The sequence below is a fragment of the Synechococcus sp. CC9616 genome (assembly GCF_000515235.1).
Lineage (GTDB): Bacteria > Cyanobacteriota > Cyanobacteriia > PCC-6307 > Cyanobiaceae > Parasynechococcus.
Map to the genome: position 1 here is coordinate 1131647 of NZ_KI911558.1, position 25228 is coordinate 1156874.

The 25228-nt window shown below is 52.0% G+C and carries 24 protein-coding genes and 1 tRNA gene; 12 read left to right on the forward strand and 13 right to left on the reverse strand.

Features of this window, described 5'->3' with window-relative positions:
* Position 1 precedes the first annotated feature (1 nt).
* Positions 2–682: a ParB-like protein gene (locus SYN9616_RS0106760; RefSeq protein WP_156918707.1), complete on the forward strand. Its 681-nt coding sequence runs from the start codon at positions 2–4 to the stop codon at positions 680–682.
* Between the two features lie 302 nt (positions 683–984).
* On the opposite strand, the gene SYN9616_RS18155 is transcribed toward SYN9616_RS0106760, so the two are convergent.
* The 3 genes from SYN9616_RS18155 to dnaA all read right to left on the reverse strand — a co-directional run bounded on the left by SYN9616_RS18155 (position 985) and on the right by dnaA (position 9072).
* On the reverse strand, positions 985–4455 hold the full coding sequence (locus tag SYN9616_RS18155) for a hypothetical protein (RefSeq protein ID WP_156918708.1): 3471 nt from the start codon (positions 4453–4455) through the stop codon (positions 985–987).
* 116 nt (positions 4456–4571) lie between these two features.
* Positions 4572–7508 (reverse strand): hypothetical protein, encoded by a 2937-nt coding sequence (locus tag SYN9616_RS17225; protein WP_156918709.1) that lies wholly within the window; start codon positions 7506–7508, stop codon positions 4572–4574.
* Between the two features lie 160 nt (positions 7509–7668).
* Positions 7669–9072, reverse strand: a complete 1404-nt coding sequence (dnaA, locus tag SYN9616_RS0106820) for a chromosomal replication initiator protein DnaA (protein WP_037990778.1) — start codon at positions 9070–9072, stop codon at positions 7669–7671.
* Positions 9073–9156: 84 nt separating this feature from the next.
* On the opposite strand from dnaA, the gene SYN9616_RS0106825 reads away from it, so the two are divergent.
* From SYN9616_RS0106825 to SYN9616_RS15385, 3 genes are read left to right on the forward strand one after another with little or no spacing between them, the layout of a single operon-like run.
* Positions 9157–10287: a trypsin-like peptidase domain-containing protein gene (locus tag SYN9616_RS0106825; RefSeq protein ID WP_028952429.1), complete on the forward strand. Its 1131-nt coding sequence runs from the start codon at positions 9157–9159 to the stop codon at positions 10285–10287.
* A 1-nt stretch (position 10288) separates the two neighbouring features.
* Positions 10289–10942 (forward strand): TIGR04282 family arsenosugar biosynthesis glycosyltransferase, encoded by a 654-nt coding sequence (locus SYN9616_RS0106830; protein WP_028952430.1) that lies wholly within the window; start codon positions 10289–10291, stop codon positions 10940–10942.
* Positions 10939–11730 carry a TIGR04283 family arsenosugar biosynthesis glycosyltransferase gene (locus SYN9616_RS15385; protein ID WP_071991427.1) on the forward strand — a complete coding sequence of 264 codons (792 nt, stop codon included), beginning with the start codon at positions 10939–10941 and terminating at the stop codon, positions 11728–11730. The genes SYN9616_RS0106830 and SYN9616_RS15385 overlap by 4 nt, the downstream gene beginning before the upstream one ends.
* Here SYN9616_RS15385 and SYN9616_RS16100 read toward each other — a convergent pair.
* The 3 genes from SYN9616_RS16100 to hisG are packed head-to-tail and all read right to left on the reverse strand — an operon-like array spanning position 11630 to position 14564.
* Complete coding sequence (locus SYN9616_RS16100) at positions 11630–12133, reverse strand: GNAT family N-acetyltransferase (RefSeq protein ID WP_051410973.1); 504 nt, start codon at positions 12131–12133, stop codon at positions 11630–11632. The two genes, SYN9616_RS15385 and SYN9616_RS16100, sit on opposite strands and share 101 nt — an antisense overlap.
* Entirely contained in the window at positions 12133–13911 is a 1779-nt protein-coding gene (locus SYN9616_RS0106845; protein ID WP_028952432.1) for an ABC transporter ATP-binding protein, read from the reverse strand. The genes SYN9616_RS16100 and SYN9616_RS0106845 overlap by 1 nt, the downstream gene beginning before the upstream one ends.
* Positions 13911–14564, reverse strand: coding sequence for an ATP phosphoribosyltransferase (gene hisG / locus SYN9616_RS0106850; RefSeq protein WP_028952433.1), 654 nt, complete (start codon positions 14562–14564; stop codon positions 13911–13913). The genes SYN9616_RS0106845 and hisG overlap by 1 nt, the downstream gene beginning before the upstream one ends.
* Positions 14565–14604: 40 nt before the next feature.
* Here hisG and gloB point away from each other — a divergent pair, with 40 nt between their 5' ends.
* Positions 14605–15354, forward strand: coding sequence for a hydroxyacylglutathione hydrolase (gene gloB / locus SYN9616_RS0106855; RefSeq protein ID WP_028952434.1), 750 nt, complete (start codon positions 14605–14607; stop codon positions 15352–15354).
* Here gloB and SYN9616_RS0106860 read toward each other — a convergent pair.
* On the reverse strand, positions 15284–16453 hold the full coding sequence (locus SYN9616_RS0106860; RefSeq protein WP_028952435.1) for an ABC transporter ATP-binding protein: 1170 nt from the start codon (positions 16451–16453) through the stop codon (positions 15284–15286). The genes gloB and SYN9616_RS0106860 overlap by 71 nt on opposite strands.
* 14 nt (positions 16454–16467) lie before the next feature.
* Between SYN9616_RS0106860 and SYN9616_RS0106865 the strand changes: the two genes are divergently transcribed.
* Both SYN9616_RS0106865 and SYN9616_RS0106875 read left to right on the forward strand, forming a co-directional pair.
* The gene (locus SYN9616_RS0106865; protein ID WP_028952436.1) at positions 16468–16875 is read left to right on the forward strand and encodes a Rid family detoxifying hydrolase; all 408 of its coding nucleotides are present in this window, start codon (positions 16468–16470) and stop codon (positions 16873–16875) included.
* Positions 16876–17125: 250 nt separating this feature from the next.
* Positions 17126–17350 (forward strand): DUF3136 domain-containing protein, encoded by a 225-nt coding sequence (locus SYN9616_RS0106875; RefSeq protein ID WP_028952437.1) that lies wholly within the window; start codon positions 17126–17128, stop codon positions 17348–17350.
* A 2-nt stretch (positions 17351–17352) separates the two neighbouring features.
* On the opposite strand, the gene SYN9616_RS0106880 is transcribed toward SYN9616_RS0106875, so the two are convergent.
* Entirely contained in the window at positions 17353–18090 is a 738-nt protein-coding gene (locus SYN9616_RS0106880; RefSeq protein ID WP_037990783.1) for a GAF domain-containing protein, read from the reverse strand.
* A 1235-nt stretch (positions 18091–19325) separates the two neighbouring features.
* Positions 19326–19745: a thermonuclease family protein gene (locus SYN9616_RS16440; protein ID WP_071991428.1), complete on the reverse strand. Its 420-nt coding sequence runs from the start codon at positions 19743–19745 to the stop codon at positions 19326–19328.
* A 99-nt stretch (positions 19746–19844) separates the two neighbouring features.
* Here SYN9616_RS16440 and SYN9616_RS15390 point away from each other — a divergent pair, with 99 nt between their 5' ends.
* The 3 genes from SYN9616_RS15390 to SYN9616_RS16455 all read left to right on the forward strand — a co-directional run bounded on the left by SYN9616_RS15390 (position 19845) and on the right by SYN9616_RS16455 (position 22349).
* Positions 19845–20114, forward strand: a complete 270-nt coding sequence (locus SYN9616_RS15390) for a hypothetical protein (protein WP_037991370.1) — start codon at positions 19845–19847, stop codon at positions 20112–20114.
* Between the two features lie 698 nt (positions 20115–20812).
* Positions 20813–20986 (forward strand): DUF3104 domain-containing protein, encoded by a 174-nt coding sequence (locus SYN9616_RS17230; protein ID WP_071991429.1) that lies wholly within the window; start codon positions 20813–20815, stop codon positions 20984–20986.
* A 1027-nt stretch (positions 20987–22013) separates the two neighbouring features.
* Positions 22014–22349, forward strand: a complete 336-nt coding sequence (locus tag SYN9616_RS16455) for a pentapeptide repeat-containing protein (RefSeq protein WP_198015154.1) — start codon at positions 22014–22016, stop codon at positions 22347–22349.
* 298 nt (positions 22350–22647) lie between these two features.
* On the opposite strand, the gene SYN9616_RS16460 is transcribed toward SYN9616_RS16455, so the two are convergent.
* On the reverse strand, positions 22648–22920 hold the full coding sequence (locus SYN9616_RS16460) for a DUF1651 domain-containing protein (RefSeq protein ID WP_071991431.1): 273 nt from the start codon (positions 22918–22920) through the stop codon (positions 22648–22650).
* Between the two features lie 131 nt (positions 22921–23051).
* On the opposite strand from SYN9616_RS16460, the gene SYN9616_RS17235 reads away from it, so the two are divergent.
* A complete protein-coding gene (locus tag SYN9616_RS17235; RefSeq protein ID WP_156918710.1) occupies positions 23052–23189 on the forward strand; it encodes a hypothetical protein in 138 nt (45 codons plus the stop codon).
* Here SYN9616_RS17235 and SYN9616_RS0106905 read toward each other — a convergent pair.
* Together SYN9616_RS0106905 and lexA are read right to left on the reverse strand one after the other, a co-directional pair.
* Positions 23190–23262, reverse strand: a tRNA-Ala gene (locus SYN9616_RS0106905). It abuts the gene before it with no gap.
* Between the two features lie 65 nt (positions 23263–23327).
* Entirely contained in the window at positions 23328–23948 is a 621-nt protein-coding gene (lexA, locus tag SYN9616_RS0106910) for a transcriptional repressor LexA (RefSeq protein WP_232200144.1), read from the reverse strand.
* A 126-nt stretch (positions 23949–24074) separates the two neighbouring features.
* Between lexA and SYN9616_RS17240 the strand changes: the two genes are divergently transcribed.
* Positions 24075–24245 carry a hypothetical protein gene (locus SYN9616_RS17240; RefSeq protein WP_156918711.1) on the forward strand — a complete coding sequence of 57 codons (171 nt, stop codon included), beginning with the start codon at positions 24075–24077 and terminating at the stop codon, positions 24243–24245.
* A 17-nt stretch (positions 24246–24262) separates the two neighbouring features.
* On the opposite strand, the gene argF is transcribed toward SYN9616_RS17240, so the two are convergent.
* On the reverse strand, positions 24263–25210 hold the full coding sequence (gene argF / locus SYN9616_RS0106925; protein ID WP_028952440.1) for an ornithine carbamoyltransferase: 948 nt from the start codon (positions 25208–25210) through the stop codon (positions 24263–24265).
* Positions 25211–25228: the final 18 nt, after the last annotated feature.

The following is a 25228-nucleotide window of genomic DNA, read 5'->3' on the forward strand; positions in this document are numbered from 1 at the left end:
GATGGCACGCGATGTGTCCCTCACACTCCCCCCCTACCAACGGATTCCGGAAGCGGGAAGCAACAGTGAGCTGATCGAGGTGCCCATCGCCAAGCTGCAGCCAACCCAGTGTTGCGTTGGCCTCGCCGAGGTTTGGGCACGCCAGGAGGATTTCTCTAAGGACAGCCGTCAAGAGCGGCTCGACTACCTGAAACGCAAACCTGTGCCCCTGGTCCGCAGCGCAGCAGGAGAACTCTGGATGGTCGATCGTCACCATCGCCTCCGGGGGCTGCATGGTCTTGATCCCCATGCCACCGCCTGGGGATACGTCATCGCCGACCTGCCGTCTTCCAAGCGAGAAGACATGCTCAGATTCCTGCAGCAGCAGGGGTGGTTGTATCTCTATGACGGCCGCGGACAGGGACCACGGGCTCCCGAACAGCTGCCCCCATCACTGATGGACCTGGAGGACGATCCCTATCGCAGTTTGGTGTGGAAGCTGAAGAAGGAAGGCGCCATCAAACCCCAGGCCCAGATCCCATATCACGAGTTCCGCTGGGGAGCCTGGCTGCGTCGACGTCCTCTTCCGCCATTCAGCTCGAGGCGTCTGGACCCAGCCCTGGCCACGGCAAGGAACCTGGTGTGCTCCCAGGCCGCAAGCTCCATTCCGGGATGGAAAGGATACAAACGTAGCTGTCGCTGATCAAATTTTGGGAGACAACCACTTTTGAAAGAATATCCTCAAGCAGATGACTCGACAGCTGTCTACGTTCAGTGTGTTGGGTCACAGCTACAACCATTGTTCAGCCTAAACAACTGATTATTAAAACCTTTATGCCATTAATCAACTTCAGGATTGGGGCTGATATTGGCGAAGCGCAACATCCATCCAGCAATGAAACAATGACTGTATGCAAATGCCTTGATCCACTAGAAACTGGCTTAACTTTTCAACCAATTCAGCAAACACAAGGAACAGGCTCAGCCTTAATATAAGTTGCTTGATCAAATTTTGTCAGCAATGATTCGAACGCTTAAAAGTCCTGAAGGGCCAACAAATTCTTCAAGCGAAAAGTCCACATCATACGTCAATCCACTCATATTTATCATGTCAATCCCTTTTTCAAAATCAACAATTACATCACTGCCCGATGAAATCCTAAACGTATCTTTACCTGATCCGCCAATCAAAAAGTCATCTCCTCCTCTTCCAAATATTGTATCGTCACCATCTCCACCAGAAATAATATTTGAATTTGAATCACCGATTAATCGATCACCCGAGGACGAACCATAAAAAGACACGTCAGACAATTCGAGACCATTCGGAAGCGAATGCTTCACCATTGCTTTTATCACATCAAGACTGGACACATTTTTGATGGTGGTCGAGAGACTGTCACCATTTGCTTTTATCACATCAAGACTAGATTCATTTTTGATGGCGGAAGAGAGACTGTCACCTTTGTCACCTTTGCCACCTCTTACACCATCAATACCTAAAGAATCATCTTCTGATGGCAGATCCAGCGCAATATCAAGATCGCCAGACTCATAAAGGCTTTTGAATCGATCAATCGCTGAGATCAGGGTTGAGCCAGCCAGCTGAAGAGAGTCAACAGTACTTGAAGCACTTTCTTGATCAGCAGATTCAAGGCGGTAAAACCGACTAAAAACTGAATTCAACCGCTTGGAAGACAAGTTAGGCAGAATTGATTTTAATAATATCGCTGCATTACTCGATGCGTTGTCGCGACTCAACTGCTTATAAATTTTACTGCTTTGAATACCACTCTCTAGAAAATTTGCACGCGCCAAATCCTCTACCTCATCTAAGTATTGATCCACCTCTTCAAAAGAGAAAGAATTCAAGATTCGACCTTTTTTAATTTTCCGCACAATCCCAGCATCACTCAATGCAAGCCCCAGAGCCAAACTCCTGTTCAACAAAGAAATATCGTCACCAAAAGAGATGCCAAGCGAAATTGAGGAATCACCTGATGAACCACATTGAACAAAACGGCCCCTACTCAAAGAGCCAAGTGAACATGTCAACTTTTCAGATGACTTAATCGAATCCTCTCCAGGTGTAAAATCATTCACGGAAGCAAAAAGCTCGGAATCATTCTCAATCGATCCGATCCTGATGCGATCCGAACCTTCACCCATTAGCACAGTCTTAACACCACCATTTTGCAGTTTTAAACGATCATCTCCGGAACCTAAATCAAAATAGGTTGTGCCTAAATCGTCTTTAACAACATCCATACCTTCGCCTGTAAAAATTGAATCAAGATCAGAATCAGTTGCGTCAACAAAATCACGCCCCCTACTACCACGTAATTGGTTTGAATCACCAGCAAGCTTGTAGAGATAATGACTATCACTGCCACTGAAGTCAAAAACATCAGGCGATTGAGTACCCATGACAATAGAATTTTTGAAAGAATTATTATTTACTATGTCGCGACTTAAACGTGACGAATCATCTTCTGCAATATCATCATCTTCACTGACTTCATCTCGAGAGAAAGACCAATTAATGCCAGGAGTATTGATCTCAATGTCTGAAGCACCATCAACACCGTACTCATCAATAATATCTGATAAAAGTGACAATCTGCTTTCTCTAAAATCACCAAAATCATAAATTTTCGAGAAGTCTTCAATTCTGGATCGTCCTAACTGCAATGAATCAAAAACATCTAGAAATGAGGAGGATTCCGATGAAAAATCATAAATTTGAGAACTTAAGCTTGTGTCATCCGGAGTTATCGTGGTATTCACAGAAAAACTATAGGCCTCCGATGTCGTAAAATCACCAACCCAATCTGTTTGAACATAATCTTCACCATCAATGGTGACAATATCAATAGAATCGTATAAAGAAGAATCTTCTGGGACTTCAACACCGCCAGCAACCCAATTTGTCAAGTAATCCATATCGATAGCCGCTTCAGCTAAGTCAGCAATATCTTTATTTGTTGTTGCAATATAATCAGCTTCTTGATTATCAGCTTGTACTGAACTCCCGCCAATCGGAGTTCCAGATCTCAGGAGTGGAATACTGCCGTAGCTAACGGAGGAACCACTAGATTGCGTAATCTGTTGATAGATTGAATCTCCGGGGAACAAAATATTTTGCTCTTCTTCATCACCATCTTCATAGTAAGTGTATTTTAGAAATTCAGCATAGGATCCTGCCGAGTCTTCAAGCATATAACTGCCAAGTTCAACATCAATGTCATATGTTGTTGTTGAGCCTTTGTAAGAAGCGTCTTCGTCTGATGTGTAAATCTCCGTCATGGAGCTCCACGTATCACTCTCAGTGAAGCCTAAAGCGATGGAGTAATCGAACCCCCAACCCGCATCAACTTTACCTGTCGAAGATACGTACTCTCGTCCGTTGTATGAGTATGAGCTTTTGTCCGAATAGCTTGTAGATGATGCATTCGTGACTTCAATCGACGACGTACTACTAGCCCCTAATGTATACTGACCTTCAACACCCTGTACAAAATCGTACTGAAATTGAGAAACTGCATCAGACTCACTTAACGTCGCAAATGCTATATCACCTCGGTTCGAGATAGTGTAATCCCAATCAAAATCTTGTAGATTTTCGACGACAGCTGCAGCGTTGGGATCCAGGCTAAACGGACCTGCTTCTGTAAATTTGGAGATATCAATTGATGAACCAGCTGTAAATGTATTGCCATCCAATCCGTTGCCAATTGCAACCTCACTATCCTCTGAGTCCGATGTATCAGTGTCATCTGTTGAATCATCCGAGCCCGTCTCGTCATCATCAGAATCATTAGATATTTCATAGCCATATTCATTTTCTGCCAACACACCGTCAACAAGAATATTGCCGTCATCATCATAAACCGGAAGAGTCTTATAGACCTTAAATGTTAACTCACTAAGATCAATATTATCATAAAAAGAAACATCAGAGGTGGAATCGCCTATTAAATAAATACTGCTCGGAGTAAAGTACTCTGTTTCGTCGTAATTAGCATTATCTCCACACCCATAGTCTAAAAGCAAGGCATTGTCGTAACCGTAAGGCCACTTGATGACGGCGGGTGTATCTGAATTGCTTGAATTCGTAATCCAGTAAACAAGATACTGGAGCAAAGAACCATCTTGATCGGAAATGAGAGAGCCAACATCAATATCAATTGACTCGGAAGAAGGTAGAACAGAATAGAAATCAATAGCCGTAGAATTCCCCTCTGAGGAGGTGTTGTAGTAAACAGATTGAAGCTTGCTTTCATGGCTTTCCCCACCACCGCTGCAGTCAATTTTTTGGCTAAATCGTCCGAGACCTTCATAACTATTGCCCAGATCGTCCGTGTAGGCAAAACCTCCTGAACCATCATCAGCGGGGATGCCCTCTGTAACCCAATCTTGGAGGATCCCTGCAACAGTTCCCCAAGAAATTAAATCCAACAAACTGGGAGATTTCACGGTAACGAAAGAAGCGAATAGTTTAAGGAAGCATGAAAAAAGACCATAGAAATCCTATGGTGGAAGTGAAAATACAGAAAAAGGGAACAACAAAAGGAAAAGGTAATACTCCATCATTAAAAATTAGCTTGAAGATTTTCAACAAATGATATGAAGTTTTGAGCTAAAGGAAAATCACTCAATCCTGAATATGTGGATGGGATTGAATTTAACCAATCCGGATAAAAGCTAGACTCCGATTTGCCATCAACATAACTAGCAATGACATCATTCAAAGCCCGAGCACCACGTTTTGAACTAGAAAGTACTTCTTCGTCACTAATAGATGATGTATTGAGAGAATTGAGCGGTGACTTTCTACGTGATAGGATCTTAGAAAAGTTAATAACGTCGTCAACAACAGTATCAAGCAAGGTTGAAGTATTTTCCTTTCGTACGGCTTTCAAGGAAGAACGAATGAGCTTGCCTCTCTGATCGTTATCGCGCAATACCAACTCAAGAGCATTTTCAAAATTATTAATCGAGTCGTCAATTTCCAAAAGACCAAGAACTTGTCCCTCCTTCGACATTTGAAGAATTGATTTATTACTATTTTCAACCCATGAAAACTTACATCGCTCTGAGTCGCAGGACACCCGATCCCTGGCAAGATCAAAACCAGTAACGACTGCTGCCAATCCATCATGCGAGCCTTCAAAGCGAATTACGTCAGGACTTGGTAGTTTTGTGGATTCACTTAGATCGACAAAGCTCGTCCCAGTGGTGTTGACAAAAGTCACTTGATCGGAACCTTGACCGGTCTTGACATAATTGCCCTCGCCAGTGATGACAGCGTGATCATCCCCCAAGCCAGTATCAATACTACTTTCAAACTCTGTGCTGACAATTACATCATCACCACTGCCTGTATTTGCAACTTCATTCGAACCACTTAAGACAGCAACAACAGATTGCTCTATGCCACCGAAATCAAAAACATCACCCTCTCCAGAGGAACGTACAAAAATCGATTCATCTGAACCAATAGAGCTTAAATTAGATGTATCTAACGTAAAGCCAAGACCAAGATTGCGCTCTTCTTCAATAGTTCTAGCGAGACGCGATAAACTCTTTGATCTTGACTCACTTAGTTCCGTTTCAGATAAATCAAGCCTGCGATCGCGTTCACTCAAAAAATCGATGAGCACACCGCTTTGATCAGGCACCAGATCTTGAAGTTTACTAAGGACCCTTTGACCAATCACATCTTGAAATAGATCAGTAAACGAATCAGCGGTTACTTTTGAAGCAAGATCACTACCCAAGTCTTCAAGTTTGTCTCCAATCGAGCCGCCACAACCAAGTGGATTAATCAGGACCTTGAGATAAGGATCAAAGGCAAAGCTAGACGACAAATTAACCGACAAGGGAGTTATAATAGAATCTGGATAATCCTCATCGACATAATAAGGCTGACTACCAGTAAAATCATTCCAGCGTGATGAATACGCACCCATGACCACATCTTCAAAGTCGTATGCGTCATTAATGTCGGAAAGACGTCCTAAATTGTCGTACAATGTATACGAGTAGGTTGTTTCAAAACTATCTGAATTGCCAGATTCAGTTTCATAACCACTATACATTTCAAGGCCTCCAATAAAACCCTGAATCATTGCATCACCATTGAAATTATAATTCTGTGTTGTAGACGATGATGCATATAATGCGGCTTTCAAAGAATCGCCAGACTCTAGGACATTATCAAAATATAGATCATGAACACTAGCTAATTCAGACAACACTGAATCATCGTTGTCAATGAAAAAACGGGTTGAAACATCACCGATATCATTAACATCAATTGTTACAGATGCATTAATCGAATCGGTTGTTTTTGTTGAAGTCGAAGTCGATACATCTGTCGTGGTTGTTGTTTCTGTCGCATAATTCCAAGCGCCTTCATACCCGGCACCAACGGAAAAGCTATACCCTTCTGTAGCCGTTTTGGTTGTGTAACCAAGATAAACTGATGTATCGAAGCCTATTGAGGACCCGTCTGTCTCAGTTTTCGTGACGCCACTTGTTGTTGTTGATGTAGTTGTAGCATCATACGTTCCCGATATTGTCGCCGATATATTCTCTCCCGCGATATATGACATACATATTTCAGAAGTATTTAATAATCCCGCATCATTTAATCGGGTATTTGGATTGTAAGTCGTAACAAGAGTGACTGGATCAGTTAGCTCTGGGGTTTCGAATGTTGGTTCTCCACCCTCGTAACCCATGAAAGTTATATCATCTGCATCCGTATTGTATTCTTTGTAAATAACTGCTGGTTCATAAACGCTGGGTACACCACTCGTCGTATACATCCATCCACCATCTCCTTTGCTAGGATTATCCTCATCTGGATGTACAGATTCAGAATCACCTGACCAGCAATAATTATCTTCCGAAACATCTTCGGCCACACATTCTGTGGCTGATTCATAAATTGAGTTACCCCTATATGTTGCTTCATACGAATTACTGTAATGGATCCCATAATCCCCATTTGGGAAAAACGAATTATCATATACATTCCCAGGCGTCACGTCCACATAAGGGTCTTGTAAGTAAATGGCCTGACGATCGCTGGTTTCAGCATCATTACCAGCAGCAGTAACCAACCAACTATACAATTTCGATAAAGATTCATAGTCGGCAATGTCAATATCGTTTTTTGTGATTGCTTCATCATCATTCGCAATTAAAAAAGAAGAATTATCCTCATCAAAAAATCCTGGCCCTTGCGCTGTACCAAGTACAGCATCTTCCGTAAACTTAGTTGCATACCAATCATCGCCTTTACTACCAGATGTATATACAACATATGCAAGGTCAGTCTGCAATGTGAACCCAAACGGGTACAGACTATTGACCGTACTTATGCCAGGTACATCATCACCAGGACTGTCAGCATTATAAATTGTGTTCGAATCATCAGTTGAATTATTGACAACATTATCAAACACGCCCATCATTAGGCCGTAAGCTGCAAAATCGTCAACATCAAGAATCCTGGACATCCAGATTTAATAGTTTTAATTAATTTAGTTTAAATCCTGCATGCTCACATGCCAATAGCCCTAAGAATCTGCAAACAATTCGCCCAATTGTTACTGTTGATACTTAAATTCTATTTTTTCAAAATAAAGGCTCCAAAAATGAAAGCCAAATACTTTTTTTTCAGCGCTTGCGGCGGGAATCGATCTGCAGCAGATCCCGCACTTTTTGCACCTGTCCAGCCAGCTGCGGATCCGTTGCCAGTTTTTTCTCCACCTGGTCGACGGCATACATCACGGTGGTGTGATCCTTACCGCCGAAGGTATCGCCGATCCGTGGAAGGCTGAGATCGGTTCCCTGACGCATGAGATACATGCCCACCTGACGAGCCTGGGAGACCGCCCGTCTGCGTGTGCTGCTGCGCATTTCCTCAGGCGTCACGTCGAACACCTCAGACACCTTGTCGATCACCTGCTGAGGCGTCACGTCCACCCCCTGACCGGTGGGGTCGAGCATCGGCGCCACCGATTCCACCGTCATCGGCAGACCGGTGATCGAAGCAAACGCCACCGCACGGGTGAGTGCCCCCTCAAGCTCCCGGATGTTGGACGTGAAGCGCCCAGCGATGTATTGGATCAGATCCCTGGGAAGGGCCATCCGCTCCTGCTCGGCCTTTTTCTGAAGAATGGCCATGCGGGTCTCCAGATCCGGGGCCTGGATATCAGCGATCAGGCCCATCTGAAAGCGGGAGATCAAACGTTGCTGCAACCGGGGGATCTGGCTGGGAGGGCGATCACTGGCAATCACCACCTGCTTGCCCGCTTCGTGCAGTGCGTTGAAGGTGTGGAAGAACTCCTCCTGGGTGTACTCCTTGCCCTCAATGAACTGGATGTCATCAACAAGGAGTAGATCGGAAGCCCGATAGCGGTCGCGAAACGCCTTCATCCCATCTTTTCGGATGCTGTCGATCAGATCATTGGTGAAGGTTTCCGTGGAGACGTAGGACACCCGGGAGTCGGGATCGATCTCCAGTCGGTAATGGCCGATCGCTTGCATCAGGTGGGTTTTGCCAAGGCCCACCCCACCGCAGATGAACAGGGGGTTGAATTCGCGCCCCGGGGCTTCCGCCACCGCAAGAGCCGCTGCATGGGCCATGCGGCTGTTCGGCCCCACCACGAAACGGTTGAACACATAGCGGGGATTGAGTCCTGGCAGATACCGCCTTGGGGTGGTTCGTTCAGGGGGCGAGCCAACCGGAGCTGATGCAACCGGGGGCGCTGCTGAGTCCGAGGTATGCGGAGGAGCCTGACGGTCCCGTTCCATTCCGGCCGGAACTGCACTCTCAGCCAACACCGTCACCTGAACCGGACGTCCGCAGACACCGGCAGCCAACTCGGCGATGGTCGGCAGGAGCTGTTCCTTGAGCCGAACCCCAGCGAAGGGATTCGGTGCCATCAACTTCAGTTCACCATCCGCGAAACCGCTGCAGCCAGTTGGCCTGATGAAGGTCTCGAAGGTGGGCTTGCTCAGCTTCGCCTGCAGCTCCTGCTGCACCTTCCGCCAGAGCTCATCGCCCGTATTACCCACAAACCACCACCCGCTTGAGTGCCGAATCTACGCATGCATTCAGGGGCAGTCCGTCTTAAATGAGTCAGGAAATATGAAGCCGTGATGCAGCGTTCGCTGAGATGGATTGGGATCGGCCTGATCAGCACAACGCTCTCATCCTGCGGCGTGCTGCGCAGCCAGCTCGGGCTGGATTCAGAGCAACCTGTTAAGACGCCACCGTTGGTGAGCGATCAACCGCGCACCGCCCCCCTGCAGCCAGGGGAAAACGTGATTGTGAAAGCCGTGGATCGCGTCGGCCCGGCCGTCGTCCGCATCGACGTGGTGAAGGAAATCAACAACCCGCTCGGTCGCATGTTCGGTCTTGGCCCGGCCACGCAACGACAGCAGGGACAGGGATCCGGATTCATCACCCGCTCCAACGGCCTGATCTTCACCAATGAGCACGTTGTGAGGGGCGCCGACAAGGTGGCTGTGACCCTGCCGGATGGTCGCAGTTTCACTGGCAAGGTGCTTGGCGGCGACAAACTGACGGATGTCGCCGTTGTGAAGGTGGTGGCCGAGAAATTACCGGTGGCATCACTGGGGGACTCCAACCAATTGCGGCCGGGTGAGTGGGCCATTGCCATCGGCAATCCCTTCGGCCTTAACAACACCGTGACCGCTGGAATCATCAGCGCCGTGGGGCGCACTGAAGCCAACAACGGTGGTGGCCAGAGGGTTCCTTACATCCAAACGGATGCTGCTGTGAACCCCGGCAACAGCGGCGGTCCGCTGATCAACGCCGCAGGGCAGGTGATCGGCATGAACACGTTCATTCGTGCTGCCCCCGGAGGCGGTTTGAGCTTTGCGATCCCAATCAACTCCGCCAAGCGGATCGCCCAGCAGATCGTGAGCACAGGCCAGGCATCCCATCCCTACCTCGGGGTTCGCTTGCGGGATCTGACACCCCAGCTGGCACGGGAGATCAATGCCACCAACCCACAGTGCAAGGTGCCCGAAGCGAATGGCGTTCTGGTGGTCGATGTTGAGGCCGACTCCCCGGCGGCCGCTGCTGAGATTCAGCAGTGTGATCTGATTCGCCAGGTGAATGGACGCAACGTGAGAAACCCGTCTGAAGTTCAGATCGCTGTTGATCAGGGGACGGTCGGGGAACCGATGGACATCACCCTGGAGCGCGAAGGGGAGGAACTGAGCGTGGAGGTGCTGCCGATCGAAATCCCTCGGAACGGGTGAGATGACGGCGAAACCAGTGCTGACTGTGATGGCGCGCTGGCCATCAGCAGGGCGCTGCAAGAGACGACTCGCCAACGATCTGGGTTCCCTGCCTTTACAGCACGCAGGTGAGCGTGCAGCGCATCTGCAGCAGCGGTTACTGATGCACACCATGGCCGTGGCAACACGGCTGCGGCTGCAGGGACACCTGGAACTTGCGCTCGCCGTGAGCGGTCTCGCACCTCGAGGGGCCAGGCGCTGGGGGCGATCACTCCAGGTGGATAGAACCGTGCTGCAGAGGGGTAGTTCCCTGGGATGCCGCCTTCGCCACCTGCTCATGGCGTTCAGGCGCAGCGATCCAGGACGGGACCTGCTTCTGATCGGAACCGATCTGCCATGGCTGAATCACCATGATCTACTCAGCGCGGTTGAGTCCCTTCAGCACCGGGAGCTCGTTCTTGGACCAGCGGATGACGGTGGCTACTGGCTCATCGGACTCTCCAAAGCCTTGCTTCAGCAGCCAGAACGCTGGCCAATTCAGGACATTGCCTGGGGCAGCGCCACCGTTTTCGAGAGCACTCTCAGGAGTGCCCAGGCCGCAGGACTCGATCCGGCTCTGATCACATCCCGGCAGGACATCGACCGCATCAGCGATCTCCAGCCCTGGCTCAGATGACGCCGCTCTCCGTGGTGATCCCCACGTTGAATGAATCGCGCTCCCTTCCCCTGCTGTTGGCAGACCTCGGGCGCTGGCCCGGGCCCATGCAGCTGCTGGTGGTGGATGGAGGGAGCAGCGATGCCACGGCCACCGTCGCGCACCTGGCCGGAGCTGAAGTGCTTCGCAGTGGGGAGCGTGGACGCGGCCAACAGCTTCTCCTCGGCAGCACCAAGGCACGGGAGGACTGGCTGTTGGTGCTTCATGCCGACAGCCGGCTGCATCCGCACTGGCCTGCGGCGGTCTCGACGGTGATCAACGATCCACGCAACAGCACCCAAGCCTGGACGTTCAACTTTCAGGTGGACGGAGATCGTCTGATGCTGCGAATGCTTGAGCAGGCAGTGGCCCTTCGCAGCCGATGGTTGCAGCGCCCCTACGGCGATCAGGGTCTGTTGATTCATCGCGAGCTGCTGGCGAAGGCTGGCGGCTACCGACCTCTGGCCTTGATGGAGGATCTTGACCTGGTGATGCGCCTGAGCCGCAAAGCGACGATCCGCCAACTCGGGCTCCCCCTGACAACCAGTGGCCGCCGCTGGAGGACACACGGTGTATGGCGGATCGCCTGGCGCAATGCCCGGCTGAGAAGGCGCTGGCGCAGGGGAGAAGACCCCGTTCAACTGGCCAATGCCTATGCAGCCGAACCAGTCAGCTGGCGTACCAGAAGGCACAGCGGTGCTGTTGCGGCTCCAGCTCCCAACCCTGGCGCTGATAGAAACTCACCACCCCCGGATCTGCAAACAGGCTGACGCGCTCCGTCCCCATCTCCCGCAGGGCATCGAGCACGTAAACCATCATCTGGCTGCCCAGACCTGCGCCTTGATAAAGCGGATGAACGGCCACGTCCCAGACGGTGGCTTCCAGCACGCCGTCCCCTGTACATCGGGCAAATCCCACCAGCCGGGGTACCCGTGGATCATGCCGCCAGAGGCCCACCTTGAGCAGGCTGTTGGCCAGGGCCTTCTTCACCCTTCGCACCGGCCGGCGGCTCCAGCCGACCGCCTCAAGCAGTTGTTCCAGCTCCACCAGATCAAAGGGGCGACTCTGACTGAACACCAGAGTGAGCTGATCATTGGCACAGGGGCACAGGCGGGCTTCGGATCCATAGAGCAACTGAAGAGGCTCTGTCACCGTCGGCAGCGACTGGGTCATCAAAGTCTGGCCAACCCCTTTTCCTGAAGCTCTGCCAGTTGAGCGTAAAGCCCCCCACGGGCACGCAGCTCCAGATGGGTTCCCTGCTCGATCAGGCGGCCCTGGCGCAGCACCAGAATCCTGTCCGATGCCTCCACCGTTGCAAGCCGATGGGCGATCACCACAGCGGTGCGCCTCTGAAGCAAGCGGTCAAGGTCTCGCTGAAGGGTGGCTTCGGTTGCGGGATCCATGAAGGCTGTTGCCTCATCCATCACCAGCACCGCTGGATCACGAATGGCCACCCGGGCCACCGCCAGCAACTGCCTCTCGCCAGAGGAAAGATTGCCTCCGCGCTCTCGCAATTCGGTTTGGAGGCCATTCGGCAGACGTGACAGCAGGCTCTCAAGCCCCAGATCCCTGCAGACCCTGGCGAGGGTGCGATCACTGATCTCAGCATTGAGGCGGAGATTGTCGGCGACATTGCCGCTGAACAGGAACGTGTCCTGCAGGACAACACCGAGCTGTCGACGCAGATCTGCGATGGACAACTGCCGGATATCGCGTCCGTCCAGAAGGATGCGGCCATGTTGGGGCTCGTAGAGACGACACAACAGTCGAATCACTGTGGTCTTGCCGGAGCCTGTCGGACCCACCAACGCCACGTGCTCGCCTGGAGCGATGCGAAAGGACAGATCGCTCAGGATGGGTTCGTCGGGTCGGTAGCTGAAGCTGACGTTCTCGAACACCACCTCTCCAGAGCCATTGGAGCTGAGGGGAATCGCATCGCGCGCTTCCACAATTTCAAGGGGTTGTTCCAGCAGTTCACCGATTCGCTCAACGGCGGTGAGGCCGCCCTGAATCTGCGTGAAGCGCTCAGCCAGTTGCCTCAGCGGGTCAAACAGACGCTGGGCATACAGGATGAAGGTGGTGAGCGTGCCGAGCCCCATCGCACCGCCGCTCACCATCCAACCGCCGAGAGCAATCACCAGGGCGACGGCGCAAAGCGCCACCCATTCCAGGAACGCCGAGATGCTGCTGTCGAAGAAAATCGTGCCATTGACCGCACTGCGGTAGGCCGAACCCGTTCTGGCGAAACGGGCACCATTCACCGCTTCACGGCGGAACATTTGAACAACCTCCAGGCCCTGGAGGTTCTCCTGGAAGTCGGCATTGAGTTGGGAGAGTTCCTCCCTTACGCGGTAGTTGGCCTTGCGGTAGCGACCCTGCAGCCAGAGCACGACAAGGGTCACAGGGACCTGGGTGAGCAGCAGCAGCAAGCCAAGACGCCAATCGAAAAAGAGCATCGATGCAGCGATCACCAGCAGGCTGACCAGATCCCCGAGGACTCCCACGGCCCCACTGCCGAAGACTTCCGCCAGGGCATCGACATCACTGGTGAGCCGGGTGAGCAGTTTGCCGACGGGCATCCCGTCATGAAAACGAAGCGACAGCGACAGGGAATGCCGGAAGAGGTCATCACGAATCCGGGCTGTCAGGCGCTGGCCGACAGCCTGAATGTTGAAGCTTTGGACTCCCTGCAGACCCATGCGCAACAGGACGGTGATCAACAGAAGGCCGACCAGCAGACGAATCGCTGCCGCGACCGAGAGCCCCTGCAACCAAGGCAGGCTGGCCTCACCACGAAGCACGCTGATCGCCTGACCAATCAGGAGCGGCTGCACAGCCCCGGCAAGAGCGACGGGAACCAGAAGCAAGAGGGTGAGCAGCAGACGCCGCCGGTCATGACCGAGATAACGACCGAGGCGCACCGTCCTCTGCCAGTCGCTGACAACAGGCATCAGCCGGACACTCCTGCCGTCGCGCAGGTGCCGCGCATCGCCTCAACGACAGCCTTGAGATCACCGCCGTCGAGCCGCAGGGAAAGCGGGTGGCCGACAAGCCGTGCCGTGGAGTGAAAGAGATCCTCGATCGCGACAAGACCGTTATCCCGAAGCGTTCGACCTGTGGCCACGAGATCGACAATCGCCTCGGACATTCCTGTGATCGGCCCAAGCTCCACCGAACCGTTCAGATGAACCAGCTCAACGGGCAGATCGAGAGCATCAAAAAATTCCCTGGCGCAATTCGTGAATTTGCTGGCCACCCGGCAGTGAGGGGGGAGGTCGGCTGCACGGCAATAGCCGCTGCTGTCCTTGACCGCGACGGACATCCGGCAGCCACCAAAACCAAGATCCACCAACTGAGCCACAGGGAGCTGGTGCTCACGCAGCACGTCGTATCCCACAACGCCAAGTTGCGCCTGTCCATAGGAGACGTAGGTCGGGACATCGCCATTGCGAACCAGCATCGCCCTGGCTCGCCCGCAAGGTGTCGGCAACATCAGCTGACGATTATCGGGATCAAGAAACGCCGAGAAATCGAGTCCCGCCGCAGCGAAACGTGCCACGGATTCCTTGAGCAGCCCCCCTTTGGCCAAGGCGACGGTGATCATGGTCTCAGCACCGTCCTGATGATCAGGCTGGACTTTAACGATGTACTCAGCACTCCACGCCCTTCCGGTTCTTCAGGACAACGTGATCTGGATCTGGGTGTGCGGAGAAGACGCCGTTGTCGTGGACCCAGCCATTGCCGCGCCCGTCAAGGAGTGGCTGCAGGCCCGAGGGTTGAGGTTGAAGGCGGTTCTCCAGACCCATCACCATGCCGATCACATCGGCGGGACCCCCGAATTGCTGGATCACTGGCCTGACGCTGAGGTTGTGGCAGCTGCGGCCGATCAACGCCGGATCCCATTTCAGACCATCTCTGTTTCAGACGGTGATCAGCTCTCGTTGCTGGGGCAGGACGTGCTCGTGATGGATGTTGCTGCTCACACCAGCCATCACATCGCTTTCTTCATTCCACAACCCCCTGGTGCGGAGAGCGAGCCGATGCTGTTCTGCGGCGACACACTATTTGCCGGCGGCTGCGGGCGACTGTTTGAAGGGACCCCCTCCGACATGCTTCAGGCCTTGTCGCGATTGGCCGCCTTACCGGATGCAACAAAGGTGTGCTGCGCCCATGAGTACACGGAAAACAATCTGCGCTGGGCTGCGGAGCAATGTCCGCAAAATGTCGACATCCAAAAGCGTTATCAGGCGGTGAAGAGCCTGCGGTCACGAGGAGAGCTCAGCCTTCCCAGCACAATCGGCCTGGAACAACAAACCAATCTGTTCATGCAGGCTGCGACGGCTGAAGAACTGGGGAACTTGCGTCATCACAAGGATCACTGGCGCGCAGCCTGATTCGCTCAGGGAACAACACAACTGAGGCTTCAGGCCGCAGCCTCAGCCGACAACGGGTTCCGCGAGGATGAACCTGATCGAGCGGAAGATTCAGCCGCAGGGTCTGATTGTCGAGCTGAACCCGGTACTGCCATCCCTCCTCGAGGAACTCGCGACCCATCACACAGGCTTCGGCGCCGCTGTCGACCTCGAGGCTGATGACGGATGGATCCACAAGCACCGATCCAGAACCGGGGGGAAGGCTCGCCTGGCCGGCATGGTCTGCCTGCAAAGGCCCCAGGGCGCAATGGAGTGTGTCCTCCGAGCGGGCGATCACCGGCAGCAGATTGGCCTGCAGAACAAAGCGACCCACAAAAGGAGTGGCAGGGTCCTGAACGAGCTGTCGCGGCTCAGCGCACTGATCAAAACGGCCATCCTTCATCACAGCCACGCGGTCGCAGATCGCCAGCGCTTCTCCTGGGTCATGCGTCACGATCAGGCCACTAGCTCCACATAATTTCAGGACCGACGTGAGCTCGCCACGGAGCCTGAGACGCACCTCCACATCAAGGTTGGATAACGGTTCATCCATAAGCACAACAGCTGGAGCCGGAGCCAGTGCCCTTGCCAGAGCCAGCCGCTGTCGTTGTCCCCCTGAAAGCTGATGGGGGAATCGCTGCTCGAGATCAGCCAAACCGAGCAGTTCAAGCAGCCAGCGTGCACGGCTGACATCCTGGCCGGGGCGAAGCCCGAAACAGGCGTTCCGCCAGGCACTCAGATGCGGGAACAGGGCGTAATCCTGAAACACCATCCCCACTCCGCGGCGCTCTGGAGGAACCCAGCGCCCCTCTCCAGCCACAAGTCCCTGTTGAAGGTGAACACTCCCGCGGGAGGGCTTCTCAAAACCTGCGATCAGTCGCAAGAGGGTGGTCTTACCGCAACCAGACGGACCGAGAAGGCCCACCAGCTCCCCGGGGGCCAGCTTCAAATCAATTCCCCGAAGCGTCCAGCTCTGTCCGGCACCCTCAAATCGATGCCAGAGATCGCAAAGCTCCACCGGTGGAGCCGGGACCGCTGGAGGGGTGGGGGACAACGGCGAAACGCGATGATCGCTTCTCATTGTGCGTTCCTGTCATGTCCGCTCAAGCGATCACGACGATGTCCGCTCCAGCTCCGGTTGGCCCCTACAACCAGGCTGTTCTCGCCGGGGGTTGGCTGTACTGCTCCGGGCAGATCCCAATCGACCCGGCCACGGGGTCCATGGTGGGGAATGGAGACGTGACGGCGGAAACGCGTCAGGTGCTGAACAATCTCATCGCTGTTCTCAAGGAAGCTGGCGCCAGCCCCAGCCAGGTGGTGCGTTGCACCGTCTATCTGGCAGACCTTGGAGACTTCCAGACAGTGAATGCGTTGTACGCCGAGGTGTTCGGACAGGGTGTCAGTCCTGCCAGGGCATGCGTCGAGGTGGCAGCTCTGCCGAAAGGGTCCCGGGTGGAGATTGACTGCATTGCCTGGCTTGGAGCTGAGACAGTCGCAGGCTGAAGCAGTCGCGCAGAACAAGGCTGCGTTCCGTTGCAGTTTGGAGCAGAGATTGGAGCGTCATCACTCGTTGTTGCCGCTCTGCTCATCAAGCCGACTGCGGAGCAATGGCTGCCGTTTCAGGTTGAAAACCCGTCTGAGCCGATCAGGACGGATGAAGCCACCTGCGGGCACCTGAATTGCGGTCCAGCTCTGGGGTCATGAGCGGCAGTCCGACGGTTTCATAGGTTTAGGAGGTGGTGGAAAGGATTTCATGCCCCAGGCGAAGCTGACCATCGGTGAACTGGAGGCGGGCTATCCCCTGTACTGCAAGGCATTAAGGCGCCTCCTGCAGCAAGGGAAATCACCCAAAGACATCGAACGCACGGTCTGCTGGGGGCATTTGGAGACCCTCAACCGCTGCTTGCCAACCCGCTACAAATCGCCCTCCTATCTGCTGGCTCTGATCAGGCGAGACCTGGAAAAAAAGACTTCATGAGCTCAGCTTGAGCGATGGCCCTCCTGTTTCCAGAGATCAATCACTTCAGGAAAGTGGGTCTCCATGCAGGCATCACAGATCCCGTGACTGAAGTTGAGAGTGGTGTGTTGCGAGAGATATTGATCAAGATGCAACCAGTGCCCCTTTTCATCCTTGGCCTTGCGGCAATAGGAACAGGTTGAAATCATTCCGCCTTTGTTTTCCATCTGGCAAACGGACTCCAGCAACCTGATCGATCGCTTGCGAAGCTCAAGAAAAGCCACGGCCTGACGAGCCAACGCCTCCATCACCTTGCACTGAGCAGGACTGAGTTCCCCCGGCCTGCGATCAATCACGCAGAGGGTGCCGATGCGATGAGCAGCATCATTTTGCAGAGGGAAGCCGGCATACAGCCGAATTCCCGGTTCGCCGGACACCAGGGGATTGTCTTTAAAGCGTTGATCCGTGTGGGCGTCCGGAACGATCAGCGGCTCTGGATTGAGAATCGCGTGTGCACAGAACGACCAATCCCTCGGGGTCTCCTCAACATCGATTCCAACACGGGACTTGAACCATTGCCGATCGGCGTCGACAAGACTCAAAAGCGCAATGGGGGTCCGGCAGGTCTCAGACGCGATCGTGGTGATGTCGTCGTAAGACTGCTCAGGCTTGGTGCCGAGGATCCTGTATTCATGCAGCGCTGCCAAACGATCCGACTCGTTCTCAGGCCGTGCGGCTGTTTTCACGACATCCGAGAACATTCACTTCAACCTACAGAAAATTTCCAACCATTTAGCTTGCGACACAAGAATTCAAGTTAACTTTTCCATAGAAATCATTCCTTTTTTTCATATTGCCCCGACTCGCCCAGAGGCCATCCACAAAACGATGTCAAATTTGCCACATTCGAACATGCGAAATAACAAATAACAGTGACCGGGAGATTGGCAAGAACGATCTCATTACAAGCGATCCACTACTAAAGTGAACGATACGCATGCAAACCACAAAACAAGCACAGCCATAAATCTTTATACACAGGCAATAGCACTTACCCAGGAATCAAGCCAGTGAACAAAAAAACGACAAATAAATAGCAGACGCACAATCGAAGCAGAGATGACCGACAATTAATCCAATCAATATGGAAACTGTATCAATCAGCTTTCGCGAAAAGTTTTAAACTCGGGCAATACAAAAGTTATATCGCGAGTCCGAATGCGAATTCTTTGGTAAGGCCCTAATCCCAGTCACCTGAAGCACCAGAAGAAGTGCCAATTTATTATTCGTCTCACAGCAGCGATTTATCGTCTGGAAAATACCCAAATGTTAAAACTCCACTGTCCAGAAAAAATAAAATTTTCAAGCTCAAATCAGACGTCGCGTGAGCTTCTAATACACGTGAATTGCTTAATCAGAACAACAATTCAATGCTTCACCCATCGATAAATCATACGCATGTCTTTGGAAGCACTTTGGAGTCTGTCGTTATAAATTTTACGATCGTATTTAAGAAGATTGTCTTGTTTGGGAAGAGACGCTTTCTGGTAGCTGACACCACGGTACGTACAGACAGGCATTGACGAATGAAGTAGCGGAGCAAAAATACAAGTAATTCAAGCGCTGCAAAGCTCAATGTATCCGGATGAGCAGGAATTCATAATTTCTTCAGCAGAACTGTTCGCCGCGATACACTCTGGAACCAATCCTGCGCAGGCCACAAAGGCATCTATTTCATATTGCTAATCATGGACTTGCGAGATTAAAAGCCATCCCAATTTTTTAGCTGGAGCAAAGAAGCTTTGCATGAATACAATCTTCAACAAGGCATCTTACAAAACACAATCTTTCAAGATTTCTCATCATTATTCATGCAGTCGATAGTAAAAATTCTGACTGCTCAATCCATTTCAAAGATCAACTCCTTTCATTGACCGAACTCATGGCTGATCAATGAAAGGAGTTGATCTTGACAACATACGAAAGACATCACCCATCAGTAGCAGACAGCCCAGGGGCATTGATATGCATACCTTGGATGAACCACGGCATGGCGACTGGACACCATCATTTGTTGTACATTCCCACCATCGACGAATAATTCACCAACCGTTCGTCCAAAACGGTCCTTGGTAATCCGTCGAAGAGCAACGGACTTTCCCACAACCAACATCTCCAGTCGATCACGCGCAGCAACAGCACGAGCATGGTCAGCAGCATGACCACGTATTTCAGGCGCATCGATACAGGCCAAACGAATGCGTTCACCCGATGTCGTCCGGCAGGTGTCTCCGTCGTAGCAATATTCAATGCTGACAAGATCACGGAATTCAGCAAAGCTTCTATTAGACAACAACAGCTGAAAAGTAATGAAGCCCAATAGAAAGGGCAGAGGCTTGAAAATTCTTTTCATCATTCAAGGCAGATGATCTGACAGCCTCTCATCAGGTTAACGATGTTGAAGAATGGTTCAAGCGAGCCAATACTGTAGAATAATATTAAGGTGACCAAATCAATGAACTTCACGATCGTCATCCTCGATGAACACGTTAGCGCCTATCCAAAGATGGAATGGGCTGACTGGAAAGACGAGAACAGAAAACAGATGATCAGTCAAGGTGATCACTGGTCTAAAACAACTTTGGCAGGCGCCGACATCTGGGATTGTCTTGAAACAAATCAGATTGACCCACAACATGTCGTGCAATGGAAACCAGAATCAGACAAGCTTCATCAAGTCAGCTTGCCTCTCCACAAGCATCCATTTGATTCATCCAAGAACTGACCCGATCAACACCATAAACAAGATATGATGGATTATTAATCGCTTGTCCATAGCACCGGCACCGAGTCTTCATTATTTTAGTGAATACCTAATTTTTCACCAAACGCCGCACCATAAAAAAGTCCCAGGCCGAGCAGGATCAGCCTAAACAAAATCACAAACGAACAAGATGACCACATCAATCATATTCGAAATATCTAAACCAGGAATCGTAAAATCTGTGATAAACGAACGGACATCCCAAGTCCCTACAAAATACTCCTAACGATTAGACAACACTAAATCCTCAACAAAGTTACGCGTGTAATTGAAAGTGAACAACGCCCGGTCAAAAATTATTTATGAAACCAATAGACGCAAGTACTTTTTGCAATCAACCAATGCGATGCACAAGCATCACTTCGCTATTCAGTTTCTTCAGGGCAGCAACGCCAAAAACCAAGATTGCCATTGTTGCTATTGCGTGCAACACGTTTGCACCGTATTCCATCGCGACGTTGGCTTGGATCCTGTGAGCTCATGATCGTCACGCAATCGGATGACTGCACAGCAGAACCTGTGATCAGCAAAGCAGTCATCATTAATCTGACAAACATAATCACAAAGGCTTGCTGACTGTCGACACGACACTAGTCGCAAAGGGCGACAAAGGACACAAGCGACCATCAACAGAGCATTTCACGATGACCTGATTTCAAGTGCCAAATGGATGGTTCATTCAAGTGGTTTACCTTGAAGGCTCTGCACGAGACCACAAAGCACCAAGCTTGGCTCAAGTGGCTGACGTCGATACAGGCGTCATTCGCTGGGTTAACGCTGACTGCATCGAACAAATCCTCATGCCCATCACAAGTGAATTCGCACGCGTATGACCAAGCTTTTGATTTTGATTGCTTCAGTGCTGGCTTGCCTTACCGGGCATCAGCCCGAGTTCAATCCACAGGCAGGAGCTTCATTCATCTCTTCATATTTCTCATAAGCTTGAACCGGTGCTGTCGAAAGAAACAGGACACTTAGAAGGACTGGGAGTTTAATACTGATGACGGAATGCATGTGATTATTCAGTTAGATCTATCTATTTAAAGTCACCGATATTGATTTGTTCATACGCACAACGTCTCTTTACATCTGCCCACATTGCCTCAAGCAAATATTTAGCTATATACTCGTATTTATGGCTAAACATTTCCTTCGCTCCAGACAACACTTCCTCAAATTCTTGTTGGCTAATTTTTTTCTTGCTGCTTCAGTCCGCATGAGCGATGAAGAGCCCCTGAGATGTATCCAATGAAATAAACTTCGAGCATCTTTGCTTACTCTTCATTATTTAAATCCTCAAATGTTTCAAAAGCCTGAACTGGTGCTGCTGAAAGAAGTAGTGCACCGATGAGGGGAAAGAGTTTCATAAGAAACAGCCTGCGGGAACTAATGATGTCATCTCAATCCACTGGGAAAAGCTTCCATTGAGCATTCTCTGGAATCTCTGGACCTACCTTCATATCCTCAGGTTCTTTCCAAGCCACTCGCCACTCGGGTACACGGCAAGGGACATAGTCAAAGTGCTCGATACGCACACCACCAAGACGGGCTGAGCTTCCATACCAACCACTCACCCAATGGCCTCCATCACTTGCCCCCCCCACGAAACCAAATCCAGCACCGTTCCTAGCAACCACTGGAGGGGCTCACGTAAGCGCACAGCTGGCAGATCTCTGCAAGAGTCATGAATTGCTCCCAGAACAGATGCTTTAAGACACTGTTCGGATTCTTCAGAACCATTAATCAAGCGAATGAATTGTTTAATCATTGGCTGTTAAGGTTTAATGACACAAACATTGTCCTCTAACCCCAGCAATGCTCATCGTCTTAAAGAGACTCCATCAATTTGTGGTCCCAATGATGCTGGGACTTTCTCCTATCGCAGCGATAGCTGAAACGCCTAAGTTACCGATCAGCTGTCCCGGCTGCAACCTTCGAGGAATTGATTTCAACTCAGCAGTAACGGGTGACAAGTATTTTATTGATTCCAATTTTGCTAATGCTGATCTTCGCCATGCTGACCTAAGCAACATGTACATGCTCACAACCAACATGGAAGGAGCAGACTTGCGTGGAGCCATGGTGGATGAAAAATTTTACACCAAGGTGATGGCTGATCAGCCGTACGGCATTTGTCTGAACAACACCACCTTGCCCAATGGCAACAAAGTTGGCGCCAGTCGTGAATTTCGCTGAGGTCCAGCATCGCTGTTTAGGCCTTGCACATCAGCAGATTGCTTCACGAACTCTTATCAACTCCGCCAAAAAAATTATTTATAAATTACTCATGTAAGAGCTATTCAAGAACAGGCAACGTCGTGAAATGACGCTTGTAGATGTAGCGGCAGCACTCAAGATATCGACCCTGACGCCTTCAAAAGCTGGCTATGTGGCGGCGTCCAAGACCTAGGAGAACCAGCGGTGGAAGAGCTGTTGCTGGATTGGACGACTCGATTACTGAAGAAAAAACCTCTAAAAACTTCTAGTGATGTGATCAACGCACTGGAGGTGAGCATCGGCGCCAGCCTGTTTTCAGCATGGTGTCCCACGCCTCTATGGCGTTATGCCTCAGCATCCGCCTGCGTGTTTGCGGGATTGGGTAGTCAGGTGGCCGCCAGTGGAAGGTTCGCAGGATGACCCATTGGCCATGAGTCGTTGGCGCATCAGGCAGAAACTGCACGACCTTTTGTTGATCGCTATTCACCAGCCAACCCTCACCGCCAGCTTTGTCGTGGAGTTCGTCTGGGTTGGGTCGGTATAGAGGCATCGATTAAGTCTGACCACCACCACCGCAAAAATGGAGAGTTGCCTTCAATCGCTCATGCATGGCAATGCAACCCCCCAGGTTGAAATGGCGTGAATTCAGGAATTGGCAGATCTGTAAAGGCTGGAGGGACCATGACTGACGCCCTGCCGGAACGGGATCGACGGTGGCGTCCGGACGGGACGGGTGGAGTGAAGGCGAGAGGTCGTGCAAGGCGCCTGATCACGAGGCCTTTTACACGAATCAGGGAGTTCCACTTGGTGAAAACCTAGTGGAGCCAAGGAGACTCGAACTCCTGACCCCCTGCATGCCATGCAGGTGCTCTACCAGCTGAGCTATGGCCCCATGAACGCCGGTGATGCCATCAGGCTCGTGCCGTCGTCGTGGTTGAGCTTACACCGCAGCTCCCGTCACACCTGACGCCACACCGCCACAAGACGGCCCTGCACCTGCACTTGATCAGCAGGGATCTCCAACGGTTCGTAGGCGGGATTGGCGGCTTCAAGACGCACCACAGCCCCATCGCGATGAAAGTGCTTCAGCGTTGTTCCGCTGCCAGGGACCAAAGCACTCACCACCGTGCCTTGCCGCAGTCTGGATGGGTCAAGCACAGGCTCCATCAGCACCACATCGCCATCGGCGATGTGGGCATCCACCATTGAATCGCCATTCACGGTGAGCGCAAAGAGACCGCGCGTCTCCAGCACAGACCCGAGATCAAGACGCTCCTCCACATCATCGAAGGTTTCCACGAGGCCTCCGGCAGCAACCGCGCCCAACACTGGTATCCCTCCTCTGACAATCCCTCCGAGCAATTGCAGGGTTCTCGCCTGTCCCTCCTGCCAGGTGATCCATCCCTTCTGCTGCAGATGACGCAATCGGCTCTGAATCGGCGCCGGTGAGCGAAGGCCCATGGCCTGCATCATCTGGCGAATCGAGGGGCTGTGGTGATGGGTACCGATGTAATCAGCCAGCCAGTCGTAGAGCTCCTGCTGCGCAGGGGTCAGAGAATCGGGCCCAGAGCCTGTCACCAGAAGAACAAACGATCGTCAATACATTTGTACCGTTCATCATTCCCTGCCGCAACCTTGAGAACAAACACTCCCTTGATTGGCGCTGTTCGGTGACCTTTAACAGGTGAAATCAGATCCCGACCCATGAACACAACAGCGGATCACAACGCCACCTTCGACGTGATTCCCACTGAAGACGGATTGGGATATATGGTCCGGCTCTGCCGAAACGGCGACTGCGCCCAGACCTTCATCTCGTCGATGCATCTTGTGGATTCAAAGCGGCCACAACTGGAAAACAGCCTTTCAGCCTGAAGCTGCTTCGCAACAGCTCACAAGCCACCCATCACCGAGGCCAGCAAAGCCTGTTGGACATGCAACCTGTTCTCAGCCTGATCAAAGATTCGGCTGGCCGCGCTCTCCATCACCTCGGCGCTGATCTCCTCGCCACGGTGTGCCGGCAAACAGTGCAGAACGATGGCGCCTTTGGCGGCCTGATCCATCAGGGCCTGGTCGACGCAGAAGCCAGCGAAAGCCTGTTCCCGTTCTGCCTGCTCCTGCTCTTGCCCCATCGATGCCCAGACATCGGTGTAAACCGCCTGAGCTCCACGCACCGCCTGCGCTGAATCCGCCATCACCTCGATCTGAGCCCCCTGCTGAGCCAGCGAGCGAGCCTGCTCCAGCACGCCTGGCAGAGGCTCAAATCCCTCAGGGCAAGCAATCCGCACATTCACACCCAGAACGGCACCGCAGAGCATCAGGGAATGGGCAACGTTGTTGCCATCCCCGATGTAGGCGAGGGTCTGACCGGCCAAATCACCGTGACTCTCCTGCATGGTGAGGAAATCGGCCAGCGCCTGACACGGGTGTTCAAGGTCGGTCAGCGCATTGAGAACCGGAACCGTCGCCCAGTAGGCGTAGTCAACGATTTCCTGTTGAGCGAAGGTACGTACCGCCAGGACATCGCAATATCGACTCAGCACGCGGGCCGTGTCCTGCAAGGGCTCTCCCCGTCCCAGTTGCGTAACGCTGGGATGCAAATCAACCGTCTGGCCTCCGAGACGAGCCATCGCCACCTGAAAACTCACCCTGGTTCTCGTGGAGGCCTTGCTAAAGATCAGCCCAAGAACACGATTCCCTAGATCAATGCGGCGATCACCGGACTTCAGCTGGTGAGCCAGATCAATCAGACCTTGGGTCTCTCCCGCAGAGCAGTCCGCGGAAGAGAGGTAATCACGACCGCTCAGTGCGGTGAGTACAGCAGCAACGCCTGTGACCATGCCAGCGCTTCAAAGGGG

Bases quoted from the DNA above. Each gene is read 5' to 3' on its own strand.
- hisG (WP_028952433.1), bottom strand. From the start codon at position 14,564: ATGATCACCGTCGCCTTGGCCAAAGGGGGGCTGCTCAAGGAATCCGTG.
- argF (WP_028952440.1), bottom strand. From the start codon at position 25,210: ATGGTCACAGGCGTTGCTGCTGTACTCACCGCACTGAGCGGTCGTGAT.
- SYN9616_RS0106880 (WP_037990783.1), bottom strand. From the start codon at position 18,090: ATGTTCTCGGATGTCGTGAAAACAGCCGCACGGCCTGAGAACGAGTCG.
- SYN9616_RS0106865 (WP_028952436.1), top strand. From the start codon at position 16,468: ATGTCCGCTCAAGCGATCACGACGATGTCCGCTCCAGCTCCGGTTGGC.
- SYN9616_RS17235 (WP_156918710.1), top strand. From the start codon at position 23,052: ATGACTGACGCCCTGCCGGAACGGGATCGACGGTGGCGTCCGGACGGG.
- SYN9616_RS0106860 (WP_028952435.1), bottom strand. From the start codon at position 16,453: ATGAGAAGCGATCATCGCGTTTCGCCGTTGTCCCCCACCCCTCCAGCG.
- SYN9616_RS16460 (WP_071991431.1), bottom strand. From the start codon at position 22,920: ATGCCTCTATACCGACCCAACCCAGACGAACTCCACGACAAAGCTGGC.
- SYN9616_RS0106825 (WP_028952429.1), top strand. From the start codon at position 9,157: ATGCAGCGTTCGCTGAGATGGATTGGGATCGGCCTGATCAGCACAACG.
- SYN9616_RS17225 (WP_156918709.1), bottom strand. From the start codon at position 7,508: ATGTCCAGGATTCTTGATGTTGACGATTTTGCAGCTTACGGCCTAATG.
- SYN9616_RS16455 (WP_198015154.1), top strand. From the start codon at position 22,014: ATGCTGGGACTTTCTCCTATCGCAGCGATAGCTGAAACGCCTAAGTTA.
- SYN9616_RS16100 (WP_051410973.1), bottom strand. From the start codon at position 12,133: ATGACCCAGTCGCTGCCGACGGTGACAGAGCCTCTTCAGTTGCTCTAT.
- SYN9616_RS0106845 (WP_028952432.1), bottom strand. From the start codon at position 13,911: ATGCCTGTTGTCAGCGACTGGCAGAGGACGGTGCGCCTCGGTCGTTAT.
- SYN9616_RS16440 (WP_071991428.1), bottom strand. From the start codon at position 19,745: ATGATGAAAAGAATTTTCAAGCCTCTGCCCTTTCTATTGGGCTTCATT.
- SYN9616_RS0106875 (WP_028952437.1), top strand. From the start codon at position 17,126: ATGCCCCAGGCGAAGCTGACCATCGGTGAACTGGAGGCGGGCTATCCC.
- SYN9616_RS0106830 (WP_028952430.1), top strand. From the start codon at position 10,289: ATGACGGCGAAACCAGTGCTGACTGTGATGGCGCGCTGGCCATCAGCA.
- SYN9616_RS15390 (WP_037991370.1), top strand. From the start codon at position 19,845: ATGAACTTCACGATCGTCATCCTCGATGAACACGTTAGCGCCTATCCA.
- SYN9616_RS15385 (WP_071991427.1), top strand. From the start codon at position 10,939: ATGACGCCGCTCTCCGTGGTGATCCCCACGTTGAATGAATCGCGCTCC.
- SYN9616_RS17240 (WP_156918711.1), top strand. From the start codon at position 24,075: ATGAACACAACAGCGGATCACAACGCCACCTTCGACGTGATTCCCACT.
- SYN9616_RS0106760 (WP_156918707.1), top strand. From the start codon at position 2: ATGGCACGCGATGTGTCCCTCACACTCCCCCCCTACCAACGGATTCCG.
- gloB (WP_028952434.1), top strand. From the start codon at position 14,605: ATGTACTCAGCACTCCACGCCCTTCCGGTTCTTCAGGACAACGTGATC.